This is a genomic window from Trabulsiella odontotermitis (genome assembly GCF_001297775.1).
Lineage (GTDB): Bacteria > Pseudomonadota > Gammaproteobacteria > Enterobacterales > Enterobacteriaceae > Trabulsiella > Trabulsiella odontotermitis.
Genome location: NZ_LIFX01000006.1, coordinates 187,807 through 206,473 on the forward strand (window position 1 = coordinate 187,807; position 18,667 = coordinate 206,473).

At 56.0% G+C, this 18,667-nt stretch carries 17 protein-coding genes and 1 tRNA gene; 10 read left to right on the forward strand and 8 right to left on the reverse strand.

From position 1 onward, the window contains the following. Position 1: 1 nt before the first annotated feature. From AOY23_RS09825 to rsuA, 3 genes are all read right to left on the reverse strand, one after another. Complete coding sequence (locus AOY23_RS09825) at positions 2-346, reverse strand: YejG family protein (RefSeq protein WP_054179234.1); 345 nt, start codon at positions 344-346, stop codon at positions 2-4. Between the two features lie 335 nt (positions 347-681). Beyond that, on the reverse strand, positions 682-1,878 hold the full coding sequence (locus tag AOY23_RS09830; RefSeq protein ID WP_054179235.1) for a Bcr/CflA family multidrug efflux MFS transporter: 1,197 nt from the start codon (positions 1,876-1,878) through the stop codon (positions 682-684). A 15-nt stretch (positions 1,879-1,893) separates the two neighbouring features. Further along, positions 1,894-2,601 (reverse strand): 16S rRNA pseudouridine(516) synthase RsuA, encoded by a 708-nt coding sequence (gene rsuA, locus AOY23_RS09835; protein WP_054179236.1) that lies wholly within the window; start codon positions 2,599-2,601, stop codon positions 1,894-1,896. Between the two features lie 150 nt (positions 2,602-2,751). Between rsuA and AOY23_RS09840 the strand changes: the two genes are divergently transcribed. Further along, on the forward strand, positions 2,752-4,509 hold the full coding sequence (locus AOY23_RS09840; protein WP_054179237.1) for a DNA repair helicase RadD: 1,758 nt from the start codon (positions 2,752-2,754) through the stop codon (positions 4,507-4,509). Here AOY23_RS09840 and AOY23_RS09845 read toward each other — a convergent pair. Further along, positions 4,501-5,391, reverse strand: a complete 891-nt coding sequence (locus AOY23_RS09845; protein ID WP_054179238.1) for an SDR family oxidoreductase — start codon at positions 5,389-5,391, stop codon at positions 4,501-4,503. The genes AOY23_RS09840 and AOY23_RS09845 overlap by 9 nt on opposite strands. A gap of 97 nt (positions 5,392-5,488) precedes the next feature. Between AOY23_RS09845 and AOY23_RS09850 the strand changes: the two genes are divergently transcribed. Then, positions 5,489-6,322: a helix-turn-helix transcriptional regulator gene (locus tag AOY23_RS09850; protein ID WP_054179239.1), complete on the forward strand. Its 834-nt coding sequence runs from the start codon at positions 5,489-5,491 to the stop codon at positions 6,320-6,322. A 128-nt stretch (positions 6,323-6,450) separates the two neighbouring features. Beyond that, a complete protein-coding gene (gene rplY / locus AOY23_RS09855; protein WP_054179240.1) occupies positions 6,451-6,735 on the forward strand; it encodes a 50S ribosomal protein L25 in 285 nt (94 codons plus the stop codon). Between the two features lie 51 nt (positions 6,736-6,786). On the opposite strand, the gene yejK is transcribed toward rplY, so the two are convergent. Beyond that, complete coding sequence (yejK, locus tag AOY23_RS09860; protein ID WP_054179241.1) at positions 6,787-7,794, reverse strand: nucleoid-associated protein YejK; 1,008 nt, start codon at positions 7,792-7,794, stop codon at positions 6,787-6,789. Between the two features lie 133 nt (positions 7,795-7,927). Here yejK and AOY23_RS09865 point away from each other — a divergent pair, with 133 nt between their 5' ends. From AOY23_RS09865 to eco, 6 genes are all read left to right on the forward strand, one after another. Continuing rightward, entirely contained in the window at positions 7,928-8,155 is a 228-nt protein-coding gene (locus AOY23_RS09865) for a YejL family protein (protein WP_049847909.1), read from the forward strand. Between the two features lie 19 nt (positions 8,156-8,174). Further along, positions 8,175-9,935: an LPS biosynthesis-modulating metalloenzyme YejM gene (gene yejM / locus AOY23_RS09870; protein ID WP_054179242.1), complete on the forward strand. Its 1,761-nt coding sequence runs from the start codon at positions 8,175-8,177 to the stop codon at positions 9,933-9,935. Between the two features lie 75 nt (positions 9,936-10,010). Further along, positions 10,011-10,087 (forward strand) — tRNA-Pro (locus AOY23_RS09875). 126 nt (positions 10,088-10,213) lie between these two features. After that, entirely contained in the window at positions 10,214-10,453 is a 240-nt protein-coding gene (locus AOY23_RS09880; protein WP_054179243.1) for a DinI family protein, read from the forward strand. Positions 10,454-10,623: 170 nt separating this feature from the next. After that, positions 10,624-11,670 carry an L-asparaginase 2 gene (gene ansB, locus AOY23_RS09885; RefSeq protein WP_054179244.1) on the forward strand — a complete coding sequence of 349 codons (1,047 nt, stop codon included), beginning with the start codon at positions 10,624-10,626 and terminating at the stop codon, positions 11,668-11,670. A 183-nt stretch (positions 11,671-11,853) separates the two neighbouring features. Then, positions 11,854-12,345, forward strand: coding sequence for a serine protease inhibitor ecotin (gene eco, locus AOY23_RS09890; RefSeq protein WP_054179245.1), 492 nt, complete (start codon positions 11,854-11,856; stop codon positions 12,343-12,345). A 42-nt stretch (positions 12,346-12,387) separates the two neighbouring features. Here eco and mqo read toward each other — a convergent pair whose 3' ends face one another. Continuing rightward, positions 12,388-14,040: a malate dehydrogenase (quinone) gene (mqo, locus tag AOY23_RS09895; RefSeq protein ID WP_054179246.1), complete on the reverse strand. Its 1,653-nt coding sequence runs from the start codon at positions 14,038-14,040 to the stop codon at positions 12,388-12,390. A gap of 256 nt (positions 14,041-14,296) precedes the next feature. Between mqo and AOY23_RS09900 the strand changes: the two genes are divergently transcribed. Further along, the gene (locus AOY23_RS09900; RefSeq protein ID WP_054179247.1) at positions 14,297-15,544 is read left to right on the forward strand and encodes a SulP family inorganic anion transporter; all 1,248 of its coding nucleotides are present in this window, start codon (positions 14,297-14,299) and stop codon (positions 15,542-15,544) included. On the opposite strand, the gene mgtE is transcribed toward AOY23_RS09900, so the two are convergent. Both mgtE and AOY23_RS09910 read right to left on the reverse strand, forming a co-directional pair. Next, positions 15,507-16,943, reverse strand: a complete 1,437-nt coding sequence (gene mgtE, locus AOY23_RS09905; protein WP_054179248.1) for a magnesium transporter — start codon at positions 16,941-16,943, stop codon at positions 15,507-15,509. The two genes, AOY23_RS09900 and mgtE, sit on opposite strands and share 38 nt — an antisense overlap. 20 nt (positions 16,944-16,963) lie before the next feature. Further along, positions 16,964-18,607: a multidrug ABC transporter permease/ATP-binding protein gene (locus tag AOY23_RS09910; protein ID WP_054179249.1), complete on the reverse strand. Its 1,644-nt coding sequence runs from the start codon at positions 18,605-18,607 to the stop codon at positions 16,964-16,966. Between the last annotated feature and the right edge of the window lie 60 nt (positions 18,608-18,667).

Genomic DNA, 18,667 nt, shown 5'->3' on the forward strand with positions numbered 1-18,667 from the left:
GTCAGAAAGGATTATTACCAGAAAACGGCTCCGCAATCGCCACGCCGAAATTTTTCAGGCGACAGGTCGCAGCGTACTCGTCCTGACAGTTCACGAACAGGCACGGTTCGCCATCGCATTCCAGTACGGAACACGCCACTTCAATATCTGTTAACGCCTGGCTGAGCTTATGCATTACCGGCCAGGCTTTTTCACCGTCCGGGCTCAGCAGTTTGAGGCCCACCAGGTTGTTATCGCTCAGCGGGCCGTTTTGCGGAATCGGTTCAACTCTTGAACCTGCAAAACCGGCAGACCAGCGATAGCTCTGCGGCAAGCGATGAACGATGGAAAGCTGCATGGTATTCACGATTTTTCCCCAGGAAAAAACAAAATTTCACAATAATTTCACATTTATATTAACACATCGCTGGCAGATCGTCCTGCAAGCCGCGTGGAAAACGTTTACATCTGCACCAGGCAAGGTTTAACGATTTATTATCCTGCGTTTTACAAAACTGCTACGGATGTATTTTGCGCTATATGTACCCGTTTCTGTGATCTAACACAACCTTTTTGTCTACATCGATGTGACTTTTTACATAAATTGATTTTACATAAAAGAAACATCCATCAGAACAACGAACAGAAACTCCGTTGATATGTGTCAAGAAAGGGGGCCAATTTACCCCCTCTGAGGCAGGATCAGTGCGTAATTTTCCTGGGGCGGCTGGCGTAGAGATAGAAAAGTAGCGAACAACTGGCGCACAACATGATGGAAATCAGCATCGGCCAGCCAGTGGTAAACGTTGCCAGTGACAGGATCGCGCCAACAATCGCGCCGATGCCAAAACGGAACGTCCCCGCCAACGATGAGGCCGTACCGGCCATGTGCGGAAACTCATCCAGAATGACCGCCATCGCATTTGACGACACCATCGCCACGCAGCCAACAAACACGGCGACGCCCAGCACCAGCGCCCAGAATCCCACACCAAGCAGCGCGCAAACCACCATCCACAGCGCCATCGCAAACTGGATCCATAACCCGGCACGGAACATGTTCAGCGCGCCTACCCGACGCACAAAGCGGCTGTTAATGATGGTCATCATGAACAAAAAGACAATGTTCAGCGCAAAGTAGTAACCAAAGTGCTGCGGTGAGACGTGGTTAAGCTCGATATAGACAAACGGACCGGCGCTCAGGAAGGAGAACATCCCGGCAAAACTGAAACCGCTGGCAAGCATGTAGCTCAGCACGCGCTTATGGCGAAACAGCGCCGCGAAGTTGCCGATGGTGATGCGAATGTGAAACTTCTGCCGCCGCTCAACGGGCAGCGTTTCGTGAATAAAAAAGAACACCATCACCGAGGCCAGCAAAGCAGCAACGGCGAGGATCCAGAAAATCGCATGCCAGCTGAACCAGACCAGTACCGCGCCGCCGACCATCGGCGCCACCAGCGGCGCAATGGTCGTCACCAGCATGACGAAAGACATCATGCGGGAGAACTCTTCTTTCGGGTAGATATCGCGCATCAGGGCGTTGATCACCACGCTTGCCGCCGCTGCCGCGAGGCCGTGGAAAAAACGCATGGTGATCAGCTGATCGATGGTCTGTGACAGCGCACAGGCCACCGCCGCCGCGGCGAACACCAGCGTACCGCCGAGGATCACCGGCTTACGGCCAATGCTGTCCGCCATCGGCCCGTATAACAACTGGCCCAGTGCAAAACCCAGAATATAGGTGCTGAGCGTCATCTGCGCGCTGCCCGCCGGAACGCCGAACTGCGATGAGATCACCGGCAGTGCGGGCAAATACATGTCAATCGACAGTGGCATCAGCATGGCCAGCAGGCCAAGAATAAAAACAATACCCAGTGAAGAATTCTGCCTGGATGTCACAAAAAGCTCCTCAGATTAGTGGGAAGGCATGCCGACACTGGCGATTTCTTCTTCGGTGAGCGGGCGGTATTCCCCCGGCTCCAGTTGCGGATCAAGCGTAATACCGCCGATCCGTTCACGATGCAGGCCGACAACATGGTTGCCGACCGCGGCGAACATGCGTTTCACCTGATGGTAGCGGCCTTCGCTGATCGTCAGGCGCACTTGCGTCGGGGTGATCACTTCCAGCTCAGCAGGTTTGGTGAGCGATTTTTCATTGTGTAGCTGAATACCCTGCGCAAACAGCGCCGCGGTTTCGTCGCTTACCGGCGATTCCAGCGTCACCAGATAGGTTTTTTCGCAATGGTGTTTCGGTGAAGTGATGCGGTGCGACCACTGACCGTCGTCGGTCATCAGCACCAGCCCGGTGGTGTCGATATCCAGACGCCCTGCCGCATGCAGCTTGTACGCGACCGGCTCGTCGAGGAAATAAAGGACGGTTGGATGATCTGGATCGTCTGTCGAGCAGACGTAGCCATCCGGCTTGTTCAGCATAAAATAGCGCGGTCCGGTCTGTTGGATTAGGGGGTTGCCATCATAATCCACGACGTGCTCAGGAAGCAGTTTAAACGCGCTGTTTTTCACAATGTTGCCATCCACGGTAACGCGGCTGGCGCGAATTTCACGCCCGGCAATAGCACGGCTGACGCCGAGTTGCTGAGCGATAAACTTATCAAGTCGCATGAGGTTTTTTTAGCCTGTCAGAATGCCGGGGGTCGGGAAAACGTCCCGAAAAAGAAGTAATAACTGTGATCAGTATAACGGGCTCCTTTCGTCACTCAAGGAAAAAGATTCGTGGCATACTGTAGGCGTGAAAATGAAAACAGCAGACTTATGACTTTTACACTTCGCCCCTATCAGCAGGAAGCCGTTGACGCCACCCTCGCCCACTTTCGTCATCACCCTGAACCCGCCGTGATTGTGCTGCCCACCGGCGCCGGAAAAAGTCTGGTGATTGCCGAACTGGCGCGACTGGCCCGTGGGCGCGTGCTGGTGCTGGCGCATGTGAAAGAACTAGTTGCGCAGAACCACGCCAAATACCGGGCGCTGGGGCTGGAGGCGGACATTTTTGCCGCCGGGCTGAAGCGCAAAGAGAGCCACGGCAAAGTCGTGTTTGGCAGTGTGCAGTCTGTCGCGCGTAATCTGGAAAGCTTTCAGGGTGAATTTTCGCTGCTGATTGTTGATGAATGCCACCGTATTGGCGATGACGACGAAAGCCAGTACCAGCAAATTCTCAGCCACCTGAAAACCGTGAATCCGCACATTCGTCTGTTAGGACTGACCGCCACACCGTTTCGCCTCGGTAAAGGCTGGATCTACCAGTTCCATTACCACGGCATGGTGCGCGGCACGGAAAAAGCGCTGTTTCGCGACTGCATCTACGAACTCCCCCTGCGCTACATGATCAAACACGGCTATCTGACACCGCCGGAACGGCTGGATATGCCGGTCGTGCAGTATGATTTCAGCCGTCTGCAGGCGCAGAGCAACGGTCTGTTCAGTGAAGCGGATCTCAACCGCGAGCTGAAAAAACAGCAGCGCATCACACCACATATCATCAGCCAGATCGTGGAGTTTGCTGAAACGCGCAAAGGGGTGATGATATTCGCCGCCACCGTCGAACATGCGCGGGAAATCACCGGTCTGCTGCCCGCCGACAATGCGCGGTTGATTACCGGCGAAACCCCTGGCGCGCAGCGTGATGCGTTAATTGAAGCCTTTAAAGCGCAGCAGTTTCGCTTTCTGGTCAACGTGGCGGTGCTGACTACCGGTTTTGACGCGCCACATGTGGATCTCATCGCCATTCTGCGCCCGACCGAATCCGTCAGCCTGTATCAGCAAATCGTCGGGCGCGGGCTGCGTCTCGCGCCGGGCAAAACCGATTGTCTGATCCTCGATTACGCCGGAAACCCGCACGATCTCTACACGCCGGAAGTGGGAACGCCCAAAGGAAAAAGCGACAACGTGCCGGTGCAGGTTTTCTGCCCCGATTGCGGCTTTGCCAATACGTTCTGGGGGAAAACCACCGCTGACGGCACGCTGATTGAACATTTCGGCCGCCGCTGTCAGGGCTGGTTTGAAGACGATGACGGGCACCGCGCGCAGTGCGACTACCGTTTCCGCTTCAAAAATTGCCCGCAATGTAATGCGGAAAATGACATCGCCGCCCGCCGCTGCCGCGAGTGCGACACCGTGCTGGTTGATCCGGATGATATGCTGAAAGCAGCGCTGAAACTCAAGGACGCGCTGGTGTTGCGCTGTAGCGGCATGGTGCTGCAACAGGGCGCAGATGAGAAAGGTGAATGGCTGAAAGTGACCTATTTTGATGAAGATGGTGCTGACGTCAGCGAACGTTTTCGTCTGCAAACGCCTGCGCAGCGCACCGCGTTTGAACAGTTGTTTATGCGCCCGCACACCCGGACGCCCGGCGTTCCGCTGCGCTGGATCACCGCCGCGGACATTCTGGCGCAGCAGGGGTTGCTGCGCCATCCTGATTTCGTTGTCGCCCGTAAAAAAGGGCAGTTCTGGCAGGTGCGGGAAAAAGTCTTCGATTACGAAGGCCGTTTCCGCCGGGCCAACGAGTTACGCTGAGTACGCCATCGCCCGTAAATCGTCGACCAGCGATGGACCGACCGGCTGCCAGCCAAACCGCTGTTGCGTCCAGTCGCCCGAGGCGCGTAAATCGAGCGAGGCAAAGGTGGAGAACCAGCCGAAATACGCCTGAGATTCTGCCGCAGCCAGCGACACCACCGGAACGCCCAGCCCGGCGCCGACCACGTCAGCTATCGTGCGCGAAGTCACCGCCTGTTCGGCAACTGCGTGGTAGCGTTCGCCACGCGTACCCTGCTCCAGCGCCAGCCGGTAAAGCCGCGCCACGTCGGTCACGTGTGCCGCCGACCAGCTGTTCATCCCCTCGCCAATGACCGCCGCGCTGCCCTTTTCCCGGCTGAGCGAAATATAGTACGAGATCAGCCCCTGGCGGCGGGTGTCATGCACCTGCGGCAGCCGCATGACCCGCACATCCACGCCCTGCTCCAGCAACGCGTTGCCCGCCAGCTCAGAGGCGATACGCGGGTTGGGATGCGCCGGGTTAAACACCGTTTCCACCGCCAGCTCGCCATGCCCCGGATCGCCCATTCCGGTACCGGAAGTGATGATCAGCGACCGCGACGACCCTTTCAGTGCCGCGCCAAGTGCGGCGATCACCCGGCTGTCTTTCTGGCAGTTTTCGACAAAACGGCTGAAGTCGTGATCGAAGGCGGTATGAATGACCGCGTCGGCCTGAGCCACGCCCGCCAGCAGTGAATCGGGTTCCTCAAGCGACCCGCGATGCACCTCAATCCCCGCGCCGGTCAGCGCGCTGGCGCTGGCATCAGAGCGTGCCAGACCGATGACCTGATGCCCGGCAGAGCGCAGCTCAGGAATAAGATGAGAACCAATAAACCCCGTAGCTCCGGTAAGAAATACACGCATAAGATGCCTCCTGATAAGTCAGTCATGACATCTTACCCACGGCGTTATACTATAAAAGTAGTGACATTATCGTAGTATAAAGACTAACAGGATACGCATGTCCGACGACACCATTAACGCCCTCGGCGGTTTTCTGAAGGCCTGCCGCGCACGGCTCGATCCCGTCTCTTTCGGCTTCCGCCCGGAGCGTCGCCGCACGCCAGGACTGCGCCGCGAAGAGGTGGCGCAACTGGCGAACATCAGCCCGACCTGGTATACGTGGCTGGAACAGGGGCGCGGCGGCACGCCGTCAAAAGAAGTGCTTAACCGCATCGCCGCTGGCCTGCGGCTGACGGCACCGGAACGCGATCATGTGTTTATTCTCGCTTTCGGCCATTTACCGGAATCGCACTACCAGGGCGCCGATGAGATCACCCCTCGCCTGCAGCGGGTGCTGGACGCCCTGCCCGCCAGCCCGGCGATCGTGAAAAACATCTTCTGGGATGTGATCGCCTGGAATCCCGCCGCCGCCGTGGTGCTGACCGATTATGCAAAACTGCCCCGCGATCAGCGCAATATTCTGCGGCGGTTGTTCAGCGACTCGCACACCCGTGCGGCACAGAAAAACTGGTCCAGCGTGGCGGAAGCGGTGGTTGGCGCGTTTCGCGCTGACGTGGCGCGGGCGGGCGATTTGGCGGAGATGGCGCAGTTAGTGAGCGACCTGCGGCACACCAGCGTCGAGTTCGATGCCCTCTGGCGCCGCAATGACGTGGCCGGTCACGGCGAAGGCATCAAACAACTGCATCATCCGGGGATTGGCGACATCGACCTGGAGTTCTCGACCTTCGCGGTGGAGGGGCGCGCGGATCTCAACCTGATGATTTTTAATCCGGCAAACCGCGACAGCGAATTACGCATCCGGCAATGGATGGCGTCGCACCCGCCAGCCTGAAGCGGCGGTTTTGATTGCCGTGGCGCGCATTCGCGGCTATAATGCCGCCCGCTTTTGCATTCGCAAAGCAGAATAACGTTCTGCTGCTGGGTCGCCTGTAGCAGAGTTGACATAACAGAGAGATATCAATGTTTACTATTACCGCAGAAATACGTAAAGAGCAGGGTAAGGGTGCGAGCCGCCGCCTGCGTGCAGCTAACAAATTCCCGGCTATCGTTTACGGTGGCAAAGCTGCTCCGGTTGCTATCGAACTGGACCAGGACCAGGTGTGGAACATGCAGGATAAAGCAGAGTTCTACAGCGACGTTCTGACTCTGGTCATCGACGGCAAAGAAGAAAAAGTAAAAGTTCAGGCTGTTCAGCGTCACGCGTTCAAGCCGAAACTGTCTCATATCGACTTCGTTCGCGCGTAATCGCTGACGAGTTGAGAGAAAACCCCGCATTGCGGGGTTTTTTTATGCCTGTCAGCGACTGCCGGAAGTGCGGCGCTGAAGCTGATCGCGCAGGTTTGGCGGTGTGCCCTTGATGGTCAGGGTATCGGTCGCCGGATCCCAGAAAATACGTTCACCCAGCAGCATGGCGTCGAAATTGATCGTCAGACCGCCACCGCTTCCCGCGTATTTGGTTAGCTGGCGCAGCGTGCTGCGATCCGCCGGGAAACTCTCTTCCAGCTCATAGCCTTTCTCCGCCGTAAACTGCTGGAAACTGACTTCACTGACCCCGGCAAGCTCATTAGACAGCGATTCCAGTTCAATCTCTTCCCCCGCCTGCAGTTGCTCGTTGCAGTAGGTATAGACCTGCTGACGCACGTTCTGACGTTCAGACTTATCGAGCTGCGCTTCGGCGGTGAAATCGTCCACGGCCTGCAACAGCCCGCGGTTTTGCGCTTTCGCATTAAGCCCTTCGCTGGCGCCGAGGAAATCCATAAAGAAATCGGCCACTTTGCGCCCGACACGCCCTTTCAGGAACGTCAGGTAGCGGGTGGATTCCGGGTTGGTTTCCCATTCGGTCAGATCGATATGGGCAACGATATCGGCATGGTTGATGTCGAGGTAATGCGTCGCGCTGATGTCCAGCTGTTCATTGACGCGCATGCTGCTCAGGTTGTTCAGCACCGTCACCAACAGATATTCCACCGCCAGATAGCGGTAATGGCAAAACAGCACAATACCGCCTTCGGCGAACGGGTATTTCGCCAGCTCATCGCGCAGGCGACCGGTAGCGGCACGGCTGAAGGCGAGAAAATCTTCTTCGCCCTGACGATGCAGACGCAGCGCCTGCGCCAGTTCGCTCTCTTCGTTAAACAGGCCGTAGGCTTTATTTTTTGCGCTGTAGACGCGGTTCAGCTCGGCCATCATCTCTTCGACAGTTGCCGTCGGTTCCAGCAAGGTATCGCGCAGTACCAGCTCAAGGGTTTGCTCATCGCGCTTGATAAGCTGATGTAAGGCAATCTGGTTGATATCCAGACTCATGTTAAACTCTCCTTATAGACCGGACGGTATTCAACCACCCGCGGCGCGACTGCGCAAGCGTAGAAAAAAAGCGGAAAAAAAGCTGGTGCTACGGTAATATGTTGCCCTTTCATGAACAAACAGATTTTGATTTATGCCGCAACTCTCCCGCTATAGTGATGAACACGTTGAACAATTGCTCAATGAGCTGGTCAACGTACTGGAAAAACATAAAGCCCCAACCGATCTTTCCCTGATGGTGCTGGGCAATATGGTGACAAATCTGATCAATACCAGCGTTGCGCCGGCACAACGTCAGGCCATTGTGCGTTCTTTTGCCCAGGCCCTGCAATCATCCGTCAGCGACGACCAGGCTCACTAAGGAAAACGAACAACAGCATATGGTGACGCATCGTCAGTCCTACCGTGAAAAAGTCTCCCAGATGGTTAGCTGGGGGCACTGGTTCGCCCTGTTCAACATGCTGTTGGCCATGGTACTCGGTAGCCGCTATCTGTTTGTCGCCGACTGGCCGACGACGCTCGTGGGCCGCCTCTATTCATACCTGACGATCATCGGGCACTTTAGTTTTCTGGTCTTTGCCACCTATGTGCTGATCCTCTTTCCTCTGACGTTTGTCGTCATGTCGCAGCGGCTGATGCGGGTTTTTTCCGCCATTTTTGCGACAGCGGGCATGACGCTGCTGTTAATCGACAGCGAAGTTTTCACCCGTTTCCACCTGCATCTTAATCCCATCGTCTGGGAACTGGTCGTTAACCCGGAGCAGAATGAAATGGCGCGCGACTGGCAGCTGATGTTTATCAGCGTGCCGGTTATCCTGCTGATTGAGATGCTGTTCGCCACCTGGAGCTGGCAAAAGCTCCGCAGCCTGACCCGCCGCCGTCGCTATGCAAAACCGGTCGCCTGGCTGTTCTTTATCTCTTTCATCGCCTCGCACGTGATGTACATCTGGGCAGATGCCAATTTCTATCGCCCGGTCACCATGCAGCGAGCGAATCTCCCCCTCTCCTATCCAATGACCGCTCGCCGGTTCCTGGAAAAACATGGGCTGCTTGATGCGCAGGATTACCAGCGCCGCCTGATTGAACAAGGTGATCCGGAAGCCGTGTCGGTGCAGTATCCGTTAAGTGATCTGCGTTTCCGCGATATGGGAGCAGGGCAAAACGTATTACTGATTACTGTCGATGGCCTGAATTATTCCCGCTATGAAAAACTGATGCCGGAACTGGCCGGGTTTGCGCAGAAAAACATTCAGTTTACCCAGCACATGAGCTCAGGCGATATCGTCGACAGTGGCATCTTCGGCCTGTTCTACGGTATTTCCGCAGGTTACATGGACGGTGTGCTGTCGACACGCACACCGGCGGCGCTGGTGACCGCGCTCAATCAGCAGGGCTATCAGTTAGGGCTTTTCTCTTCCGATGGTTTCAACAGTCCAATGTACCGCCAGGCGCTGCTCTCCGACTTCTCTCTACCACCTGCGAAGACGCAGACTGACGACCAGACCGCGACGCAGTGGGTGAACTGGCTGGAAGGTAATGCCCAGGAAGATAACCGCTGGTTCTCGTGGATTGCCTTTAACGGTACCAATCTCGACGACAGTCAAAAACAGGGCTTTACGCGTCGCTACTCCCGCGCGGCGGCAGACGTTGACAGTCAGATAGCCCGGGTGCTGTCCACGCTCGATGCGGCCGGAAAACTGGATAACACCGTGGTGATTATTACCGCCGGTCACGGGGTGCCGTTGGGCAATAAACGCAATGGGTTTGAATGGTCGCGCGACGCGCTGCAGGTTCCGCTCATCATTCACTGGCCGGGAACGCCTGCCCAGCGCATCAACTCGTTGACCGATCATAAAGACGTGATGACCACGCTGATGCAGCGTTTGCTGCATGTCAGCACGCCAGCGAACGAATACTCGCAAGGCCAGGATCTGTTCTCCGCGGTACGTCGCCACAACTGGGTGACCGCCGCCAACAACAACACGCTGGCTATCACCACACCGGCGATCACTGTGGTGCTCGATCATAACGGGAAATACACCACCTGGGATCGTGACGGCGAGAAACTGCGCGACCAGAAACCTCAGTTGAGTCTGCTGTTGCAGGTGCTCACGGACGAAAAACGCTTTATCGCTAACTGATTGATTAATTATGAATCACTCAGCAGGAGGCTGGCTTGCAATCGACACTGAAACGGGTAGTATTAGCGCACGTGTCGGCACGTAGCGCAGCCTGGTAGCGCACTGTCATGGGGTGTCAGGGGTCGGAGGTTCAAATCCTCTCGTGCCGACCAAAATTCTCAAAGAAAACCAACCTGTTACGGTTGGTTTTTTTATGCCTGCTTTCTGGCGATCCCGCTTGACTCTTATCCTGAAAACCGCTTAAATACTGTTTATTTATACAGTTAAAAGAGGCAGTTATGTTCGTTGAACTCGTCTATGACAAACGCAACGTTGCAGGTTTACCCGGCGCAAATGAGATCATCCTCAATGAGCTGACCCACCGTGTACAGCGGATTTTCCCCGACGCTGAGGTCAAAGTGAAGCCGATGCAGGCCAACGGTCTGAACAGCGATGCCAGCAAAAGTGACCGGGAAAAGCTGAACCGCATGCTGGAAGAGATGTTTGAAGAAGCGGATATGTGGCTGGTTGCTGAATGATCCCGCGGATACTATTCTCTTTCTTTTTCTATGGGTTACCCTCCGTTTTGTGCGCCAGCTCCGGCAATCATACTTTTTATTCCGCCTTATCACATAAACATGGAATATCTCACTTTATTCAGTTGTGACATAAGGATAATCCAGGCGGACACTTAATAAGGAGATTGATAATGTTGCGTATTAAACACCCTCTTCTGGCCCTTCTGGTTTTAGGTTGCAGCAGTACGGCAATGGCACTCCCGCAAATCACGGTTCTGGCGACAGGCGGCACCATCGCCGGTGGCGGTGATTCTGCAACGAATTCCGCCTATACCGCCGGGAAGGTGGGTATTGAGAATCTGGTCAATGCCGTGCCACAACTGAAAGACATTGCGGTCATCAAAGGGGAACAAGTTGTTAATATTGGCTCCCAGGACATGAATGACGACGTCTGGCTGACGCTGGCGAAAAAAATCAATGCCACCTGCAAAGACACCGACGGATTTGTCATCACCCACGGCACGGACACCATGGAAGAGACGGCCTACTTCCTCGATTTAACCGTGAAATGTGACAAGCCCGTGGTGCTCACCGGGGCAATGCGCCCTTCCACCGCCATGAGCGCGGATGGTCCGTTTAACCTCTACAATGCGGTGGTCACTGCCGCCGATCCGGCGTCTGCGGGGCGCGGTGTACTGGTCGCGATGAACGATACCGTGCTGGATGGTCGTGATGTGACCAAAACCAATACCACCGGCGTGCAGACCTTCCAGTCGGTGAATTTCGGGCCGCTGGGCTACATCCATAACGGTAAGATTGATTATCAGCGCATGCCTGCGCGTAAGCACACCACCAATACGCCGTTTGACGTCAGCAATCTGACGACACTGCCGAAAGTGGGCATTATCTACAACTATGCCAATGCTTCGGATTTACCGGCAAAAGCACTCATTCAGGATGGCTATCAGGGCATTGTGAGCGCTGGTGTCGGTAATGGTAACCTGTACAAAACCATCTTTGATACGCTGGCCACCGCGGCGCATCAGGGCGTTGCCGTGGTACGAGCCTCCCGCGTGCCAACAGGCTCTGCGACCCGTGATGCAGAAATCGATGATGCGAAATATGGCTTCATCGCGGCTGAGTCACTGAACCCGCAAAAAGCCCGCGTGCTGCTCCAGCTGGCGCTGACGCAGACTAAAGATCCACAGAAAATTCAGGCGTTCTTTGAAGAGTATTGATCCAGTCTGCACGCGAACAGAAAACCAGCCCATCGCGGCTGGTTTTTTTAGCGATACTGCCCACTATTTTCATTTTAACCAGTACATATCACTACACATTATGAAAAATTAAGTAAATTACGCTTAATGAATTTCACATTAGTGTTACGCTTTGCCGGTAATAACGGATATCAAGGATACACTGTGAAAAACTCTCGTTTACTTCTCGCCTCTTTACTGGCTGCGGCCTGTGCCTCTTCCGTCGCCTTTGCCAGCGATCAACCACTGGAAAAAAGCGCGCCCTGGCCGCAGGCGGAGAAAGGCATGAAGCGTCAGGTGATTCAGTTGCCTGAGCAGAAGGATGAAGCGGCTTATCAGGTCGAACTGCTGATTGGTCAGACGCTGGAAATGGATTGTAATCATCACCGTTTAGGCGGTGAGCTGGAGAGCAAAACGCTGGAAGGCTGGGGTTATGACTACTACGTCTTTGGTAACGTCACCTCACCGGTTTCAACCATGATGGCCTGCCCGGATGGCAAAAAAGAGAAGAAATTCGTGACGGCGGGTCTGGGTGATAAAGGCATGCTGCGCTACAACAGCAAGCTGCCGATCGTGGTCTACACGCCCGCCAATGTGGAGGTGAAATACCGCCTCTGGAAAGCGGAAGAGATAATTAACGACGCAACCGTACGTTAAACAACAAACCCCGGCACTGACCGGGGTTTGTTTTGGCTATCGTTACAGCGCGATATCCGCTATCTCTTTCGCGACGGTCGCCTGCGGTTTCAGTTGCGCCACCGGCACCGGGTCGAACCCGGCTGACGGCTCATAATGCAGTTCCAGCACGTCACTGGTGTAAGCCAGCGCCTGCTCAATCAGCGCCGGGTTGTCCTGCAAACGTACGCCCCACGTCGGCGCGACTTCGTTGATCTTCGCCTGCCAGGCCGCTGAGTTGACCTTCTCTTTGAACACTTTCTCCAGCAACTGCAACATGATTGGCGCAGCGGTAGACGCACCCGGCGATGCCCCCAATAATGCCGCGACGGTGCCTTCGTCATCGCTGACTATCTCGGTCCCCAGACGCAGCACGCCGCCTTTCTGCGGATCACGTTTGATGATCTGCACCCGCTGCCCGGCCTGCCACAACCGCCAGTCCGCGCTGTTGGCCTGCGGATAGTACGCCTGCAGGGCCGCCAGTCGATCGCTGTCTTTTTGCATCACCTGGCTAATCAGGTATTTCACCAGATCAAAATTATCCAGCCCGACGTGAACCATCGGCAGAATATTTGATGTGGTGGTGGAGGCCAGCAAATCCCACAGCGATCCATTTTTAAGGAATTTGGTTGAGAAAGTGGCGAATGGCCCGAACAACACCACGCGCTTGCCGTCGATGATGCGCGTGTCGATGTGTGGCACCGACATCGGCGGCGCACCCACGGAGGCCTGACCATATACTTTCGCCAGATGGTGATTCACCACCTGCGGATTTTCGGTAACGAGGAACTGCCCGCCCACCGGGAAACCTGCATAGTCATTCGCCTGCGGAATGCCGGTTTTTTGCAGCAGTTTCAGCGCGGCGCCACCCGCGCCGATGAAAATGAATTTCGCCCTGATAGTACGTCTGGCATGCGGGTTATTCGCATCACAGACCGTCACGGTCCAGCTGTTATCCGCATTGCGCGCAAAGTGGCGCACCATGGTGTTCAGTTGCAGGGAAAAGTTCTCCTGCCTTTGCAGCGCCCGGATGAGCTGGCGGGTAATTTCACCGTAATTAACGTCAGTCCCAATTTCAGTGCGCGTCGCCGCGACCTTCTGTTGCGGATCACGTCCTTCCATTACCAGCGGCGCCCAGGCGTTGATTTGCGCATGGTCTTCGGAGTAGCGCATGCCACGGAACAGCGCGGATTGTTGCAGAGCATGGTAGCGTGCGCGCAGGAAATTAACGTTGTCCTCGCCCCAGACGAAACTCATGTGCGGTACGGTGTTGATGAAGCTTTTTGGCTGGCGCAGCACGCCGCGTGTGACCTGATGCGCCCAGAACTGACGCGAAATCTGGAAGGATTCGTTAATGCTGATCGCTTTCTCGATGCTGATGGAACCGTCGGCTTTCTGCGGCGTATAGTTCAGCTCCATCAGCGCGGCGTGGCCGGTACCGGCGTTGTTCCAGCCATTGGAACTCTCTTCTGCCACGCGCTCCATCTGTTCGACCATGGTGATGGACCAGTCCGGCTCCAGCTCCTGAAGCAAAGTGCCCAGTGTGGCGCTCATGATCCCGCCGCCGATCAGTAATACATCCGTCTCTTGCTCGGTACGGGTGTGGGTTCGGGCGTCAGCGTGGGCAACGTCAGAAACAGACACCTGTGAGCGGAGTACGGCCATCTTTTTTTTCATTGTATGAAAGCCTTACATAAACTCGCGTTTGGTATTAGCGCAGGTGAAACGATTCGGGAAACCCACGTTATCACTGACGATGAAAAATTTAAATATTGTTTAAAGTTTAAATTTAATTTTGAGACATGTTATGAGAATGTTGAAAAAATGTGGATATAAAAGAGGCTTTCGGGCTGGAAAAAGGTGACGTGAAGCGGTAATATCCTCCGTTTTGTGATGAGGCGCACGAAAACCCTCACCCTATCAGCGAATCTCTATGCCCGGATCTGAAACCACCCTGTCGCACGCCAACCAGACCACCGTCAAATCGGTTCTGCGCTCACCTTCCCTGCTGACGCGCGAAACGCTGGCTGGCGTGATTACCGCACTGGCGCTCATTCCTGAAGTTATCTCTTTCTCGGTCATTGCTGGCGTCGACCCGAAGGTCAGCCTCATCGCCTCTGTTGTGCTGTGTCTGGCGATGTCCGTGCTGGGTGGTCGTCCGGCAATGGTCACCGCGGCGGCGGGCTCGGTGGCGCTGGTGATCGGGCCGATGGTCCATCAGCATGGCGTGGCCTACATTTTGCCCGCCGTAGTATTGGCTGGCGTAATCCAGATCCTGTCTGGCGTGCTGGGCATGGCAAAACTGATGCGCTTCATTCCCCAGGCGGTAATGACCGGTTTCGTCAACGCACTGGGGATATTGATTTTCTTCGCCCAGGTACCGCATTTCTGGAGCAAAAGCCCGCTGATCCTGGCGCTGTTTGCCGCCACGCTGCTGATTGTACTGTGGACGCCGCGCGTCATTAAAGGCATCCCTTCCCCGCTTATCGCGATTGTCATCCTGACGCTGTTTACCGCCACCAGCGGACAATTGCTGCCAACCGTGGGCGATGAAGGCGCCATGGGCGGCGGTCTGCCGGGGCTGAACGCGCTGCAGGTGCCGCTGACGCTGGAGACGCTGCAAATCATCTGGCCATGCGCGCTGAGTATTGCGTTCGTGGGCCTGATGGAATCGTTGCTGACCGCCAGACTGGTCGATGACCTGACGGCGACCCCGTCCGGTAAAGGCCGGGAGAGCGCCGGGCTGGGCATCGCTAATATACTGGCGGGTTTTTACGGCGGTATCGCGGGTTGTGCGATGATTGGTCAGACAATCGTGAATGTCGAGATGGGCAAAGGTCGCAGCCGGGTTTCTACCGTGGCGGCGGGTGTCGTTTTACTGCTGTTAGTGACTGCGTTAAGCGAGGTGATGGCTAAAATTCCAATGGCGGTTCTGGCCGGGATCATGGTGATTGTGGCGGCTAAAACCTTTAGCTGGCACAGCGTTCAGCCCGCCGTACTGAAAAGCACACCGTGGTCCGCCACGCTGGTGATGCTGGTTACGGTAGCAGGCACTATTACCACCAGTAACCTGGCGATCGGTGTCGCGGCCGGAATGATGGCGATGTGGCTGGTACCGCGCCGCATCCGCAAAAGACACACCGCTAAAGCAGAAACAGCGTCGCCAGCCCCAGAAAGATAAAGAACCCGCCAGTATCGGTGATCGCGGTAATCATCACGCTGGAGCCGACCGCGGGATCGCGACCGAACTTTATCATGATCATCGGGATAAGCACGCCCATCAGCGAGGCGACCAGCAGGTTCAGCACCATCGCCAGCATCATCACGCCACCCAGATGTGGATCGTTGTACAGCCACCAGGTAACGAGCCCCATGATCCCGCCCCACACCACGCCGTTGATCAACGCCACGCCCATTTCACGCAGGATCAGAAAAGAAAAGTTCCCTGGCTGGATATACTGCAGCGCCAGCGCGCGGACGATCATGGTGATCGTCTGGTTACCGGTATTACCGCCAATCCCTGCGACAATCGGCATCAGCGACGCCAGCGCCACCAGCTGTGAAATGGTGTGTTCGAAACCATCGATAACGCGCGAGGCGATAAACGCGGTGCAGAGATTCACCGCCAGCCATGCCCAGCGCGTCTTTACCGCCCGGGTCACCGGCGCAAAAATATCTTCTTCGTTGCTGAGGCCGCTCATCTGACGGATGTCGTTGTCGGTCTCTTCATACACCACATCGACGATCTCATCGATGGTCAGGCGCCCCATCAGTTTGCCTTCGCTATCAACCACCGCTGCACTCAGCAGGTTGTCACGCTCAAAGGTGCGCGCCACGTTTTCCGCACGCTCCTGCGGATGAAACGCGACGGGCTCAGCATTCATCACATCGTCCACCCGCCGCTGCGCCGGGTTCAGCAGAATGGTTTGCAGCGCCAGTTCGCCCAGCAGGGTGTTATCACGCGTGGTCACAAACAGCTTATCGGTGTTCTCCGGCATGTTGCCCAGCCGCCGCAAATAGCGCTGCACGGCGCCCAGCGTCACGTCCGGGCGAAGGGTGATCACCTCGAATTCCATAATGGCGCCGACGCTGTCCCGGGCGTAGTTCATCACCTGATGAACCCGCGCGCGCTCGTCCGCAGGTAATGACGCCATCAGCCGACCGGTCAAATTTCGTGGCAGATGCTGAACGAGATAAATCTGTTCGTCGATGTCCAGCGTCGTCAGCGCATCAAGCAGCGCCTTGTCGCTCATCTCATCGATGAGATCGTCCCAGACGTTTTCCGAGGCTTCCAGCAGGACTTTGCCACGTTTGTCGTCCTCCACCATTCGCCACAGCGCATGGCGCTCTTCCGAAGGCAACGCTTCGAGGGTATCCGCCAGATCCGGTGCCGGAAGATGAGCCACCAGCGCGCTCACTTCGGCGAGATCATCTGCCAGCATCCCGTCGTCGTACTGCTCGGCGAAAGTCAGTTTCCCCAACAGGGTGGAGGTGACCGCTTTGTCGGTGGTCAGCAGCCAGATCAGCCGCGCGCGCTCTTCGTCGCGCAGCCGGGGGCTGTTTTTGGTTAACACGGGCATCTGTCGGTTTCCTTACGTCATCAGGCCGTGCGGGCGACCGCATCCCGCGAAGCGGCTTTACGCTCTTCGCCAGTCAGTTCCGTCAACTGGCCATTGCGCATCTCCAGCAGACGATCAGCATGCGTAAAATAGTGGTCATCGTGGCTGATAGCAAAAATGGTTTTGCCCATGTGCTGCATCAGCGGTAACAGAACCTGGTAAAATTCACGGCGGAAATGGGGATCCTGATCCGCCGCCCATTCATCCAGAAGAATGATGTCACGCTCTTCAGCCAGCGCTAACAGCAGCGCCACCCGCTTTTTCTGCCCTTTTGACAGCTTGAGATCGAGAATCTTACCGTCTTCCAGTTGCAGTTTGTGGTTCATTTTCAGCTGTTCAAGCCATTTGTCGACCAGCGCCGGATCGGCCGGTTTACCTTCCGGCCCCAGTAACTGGTCAAACAGCCAGACGTCAGTGAAGACCGCGGAAAAGAGTTTGCGATAATCCTCCGGCTTCCCTGCGGACAGCGGTTTGCCGTCTAACAGGATCTCGCCTGATACCGGCTGATACAGCCCGGTCAGCAGCATCGCCAGCGTCGATTTTCCGCTACCGTTGCCGCCAATCAGAAACACCAGTTCTCCGCGCCTGAGCGTCAGGTTGACAGGCCCTATCGCAAAGCTGTTGTCCTGATAATGGAATGCGACATCGCGCAGTTCCAGCGTCTGCCAGTCCGGATGCGCGTCCGGACGCGGAAACTCCGGCGCATACGGTGCCAGCGCGAACTTATTCAGCTTATTGAACGCCACCTGCGCGCTGAGCAATGTCGGCAACGCCCCGACAGCAGAGAGCAGCGGTGTGCGCAGGAACAATAAGGTCAGCGAATAGGTCGCCGCCACGCTGGTATTCGCCCAGCCCAGGCTGTTCGCCATCCAGAACACCAGGCCAATCGCGCCCAGCATCATAATGTTAGACCAGTTTACCGCGCTGAGATGGAACGTGTCGGCGCGGATAATATGGTGACGATACTCGCGGGCATCGGGAATATAGAGGTTCTGGTAGATGTACTCGGCGCGCTCGCGGTTCAGCGTCAGTTCTTTGCGGCCTTCAAGTACCGTCTGATAGTCGTTATACAGCTTGTCTTCGGTTTCCCGCAGCGTCGCCATGTGTTTATAAACGCGCGCCACAAGGACAAACCCGCCCCAGATGGTCAATGCCATCCACAGCGAGGTGATCAGCAGCATTTTGCCTGACAGCCACGCCAGATAAGCGGCAGAACCAAAGGTCAGAATGATCCCCTGCACCAGTTCTGGCAGACGCACAAACGCGATAGTGATGTTGCGAACATCGCTGGTCAGCCCGGCCAGCAGCGAGGCGCTACCCAATTTTTCGATACGCTCGATCTGCGTGTCCAGAATACGTTTGATGAATTCACCACGCAGGCGGTAGACGAAATGGTGCCCCAGCGCGGTAAGCGCCAGTTGCGACCCCAGCGTGACGATCATTAACAGCAGCAGCAGCCCGAGAAACTCCGGCAGCACGGTCAGTGAGGTATCCACGACAGTGATGAGTCGCATATTGATAAAGGCAATCAGCCCGATGCCCAGCGCTGCGCTCAACAGGCTCAGCACCATGACGGCGATAAAGGGCCAGCGGTACTGGCGCCAGACAAGCAGGAGAAGTTCCATAACACAACCCGGAAAAGAAAACGCAGCCCGCAGTGTAAACTGCTTGCCGGTTACATCAAT

What these genes read in the sequence shown, in the direction of transcription:
- AOY23_RS09865 (WP_049847909.1), top strand. Translation starts at nt 7,928, where the DNA reads ATGCCGCAACTCTCCCGCTATAGTGATGAACACGTTGAACAATTGCTC.
- ansB (WP_054179244.1), top strand. Translation starts at nt 10,624, where the DNA reads ATGTTGCGTATTAAACACCCTCTTCTGGCCCTTCTGGTTTTAGGTTGC.
- rsuA (WP_054179236.1), bottom strand. Translation starts at nt 2,601, where the DNA reads ATGCGACTTGATAAGTTTATCGCTCAGCAACTCGGCGTCAGCCGTGCT.
- AOY23_RS09910 (WP_054179249.1), bottom strand. Translation starts at nt 18,607, where the DNA reads ATGGAACTTCTCCTGCTTGTCTGGCGCCAGTACCGCTGGCCCTTTATC.
- mgtE (WP_054179248.1), bottom strand. Translation starts at nt 16,943, where the DNA reads ATGCCCGTGTTAACCAAAAACAGCCCCCGGCTGCGCGACGAAGAGCGC.
- AOY23_RS09850 (WP_054179239.1), top strand. Translation starts at nt 5,489, where the DNA reads ATGTCCGACGACACCATTAACGCCCTCGGCGGTTTTCTGAAGGCCTGC.
- AOY23_RS09900 (WP_054179247.1), top strand. Translation starts at nt 14,297, where the DNA reads ATGCCCGGATCTGAAACCACCCTGTCGCACGCCAACCAGACCACCGTC.
- rplY (WP_054179240.1), top strand. Translation starts at nt 6,451, where the DNA reads ATGTTTACTATTACCGCAGAAATACGTAAAGAGCAGGGTAAGGGTGCG.
- yejK (WP_054179241.1), bottom strand. Translation starts at nt 7,794, where the DNA reads ATGAGTCTGGATATCAACCAGATTGCCTTACATCAGCTTATCAAGCGC.
- AOY23_RS09840 (WP_054179237.1), top strand. Translation starts at nt 2,752, where the DNA reads ATGACTTTTACACTTCGCCCCTATCAGCAGGAAGCCGTTGACGCCACC.
- mqo (WP_054179246.1), bottom strand. Translation starts at nt 14,040, where the DNA reads ATGAAAAAAAAGATGGCCGTACTCCGCTCACAGGTGTCTGTTTCTGAC.
- AOY23_RS09845 (WP_054179238.1), bottom strand. Translation starts at nt 5,391, where the DNA reads ATGCGTGTATTTCTTACCGGAGCTACGGGGTTTATTGGTTCTCATCTT.
- AOY23_RS09880 (WP_054179243.1), top strand. Translation starts at nt 10,214, where the DNA reads ATGTTCGTTGAACTCGTCTATGACAAACGCAACGTTGCAGGTTTACCC.
- yejM (WP_054179242.1), top strand. Translation starts at nt 8,175, where the DNA reads ATGGTGACGCATCGTCAGTCCTACCGTGAAAAAGTCTCCCAGATGGTT.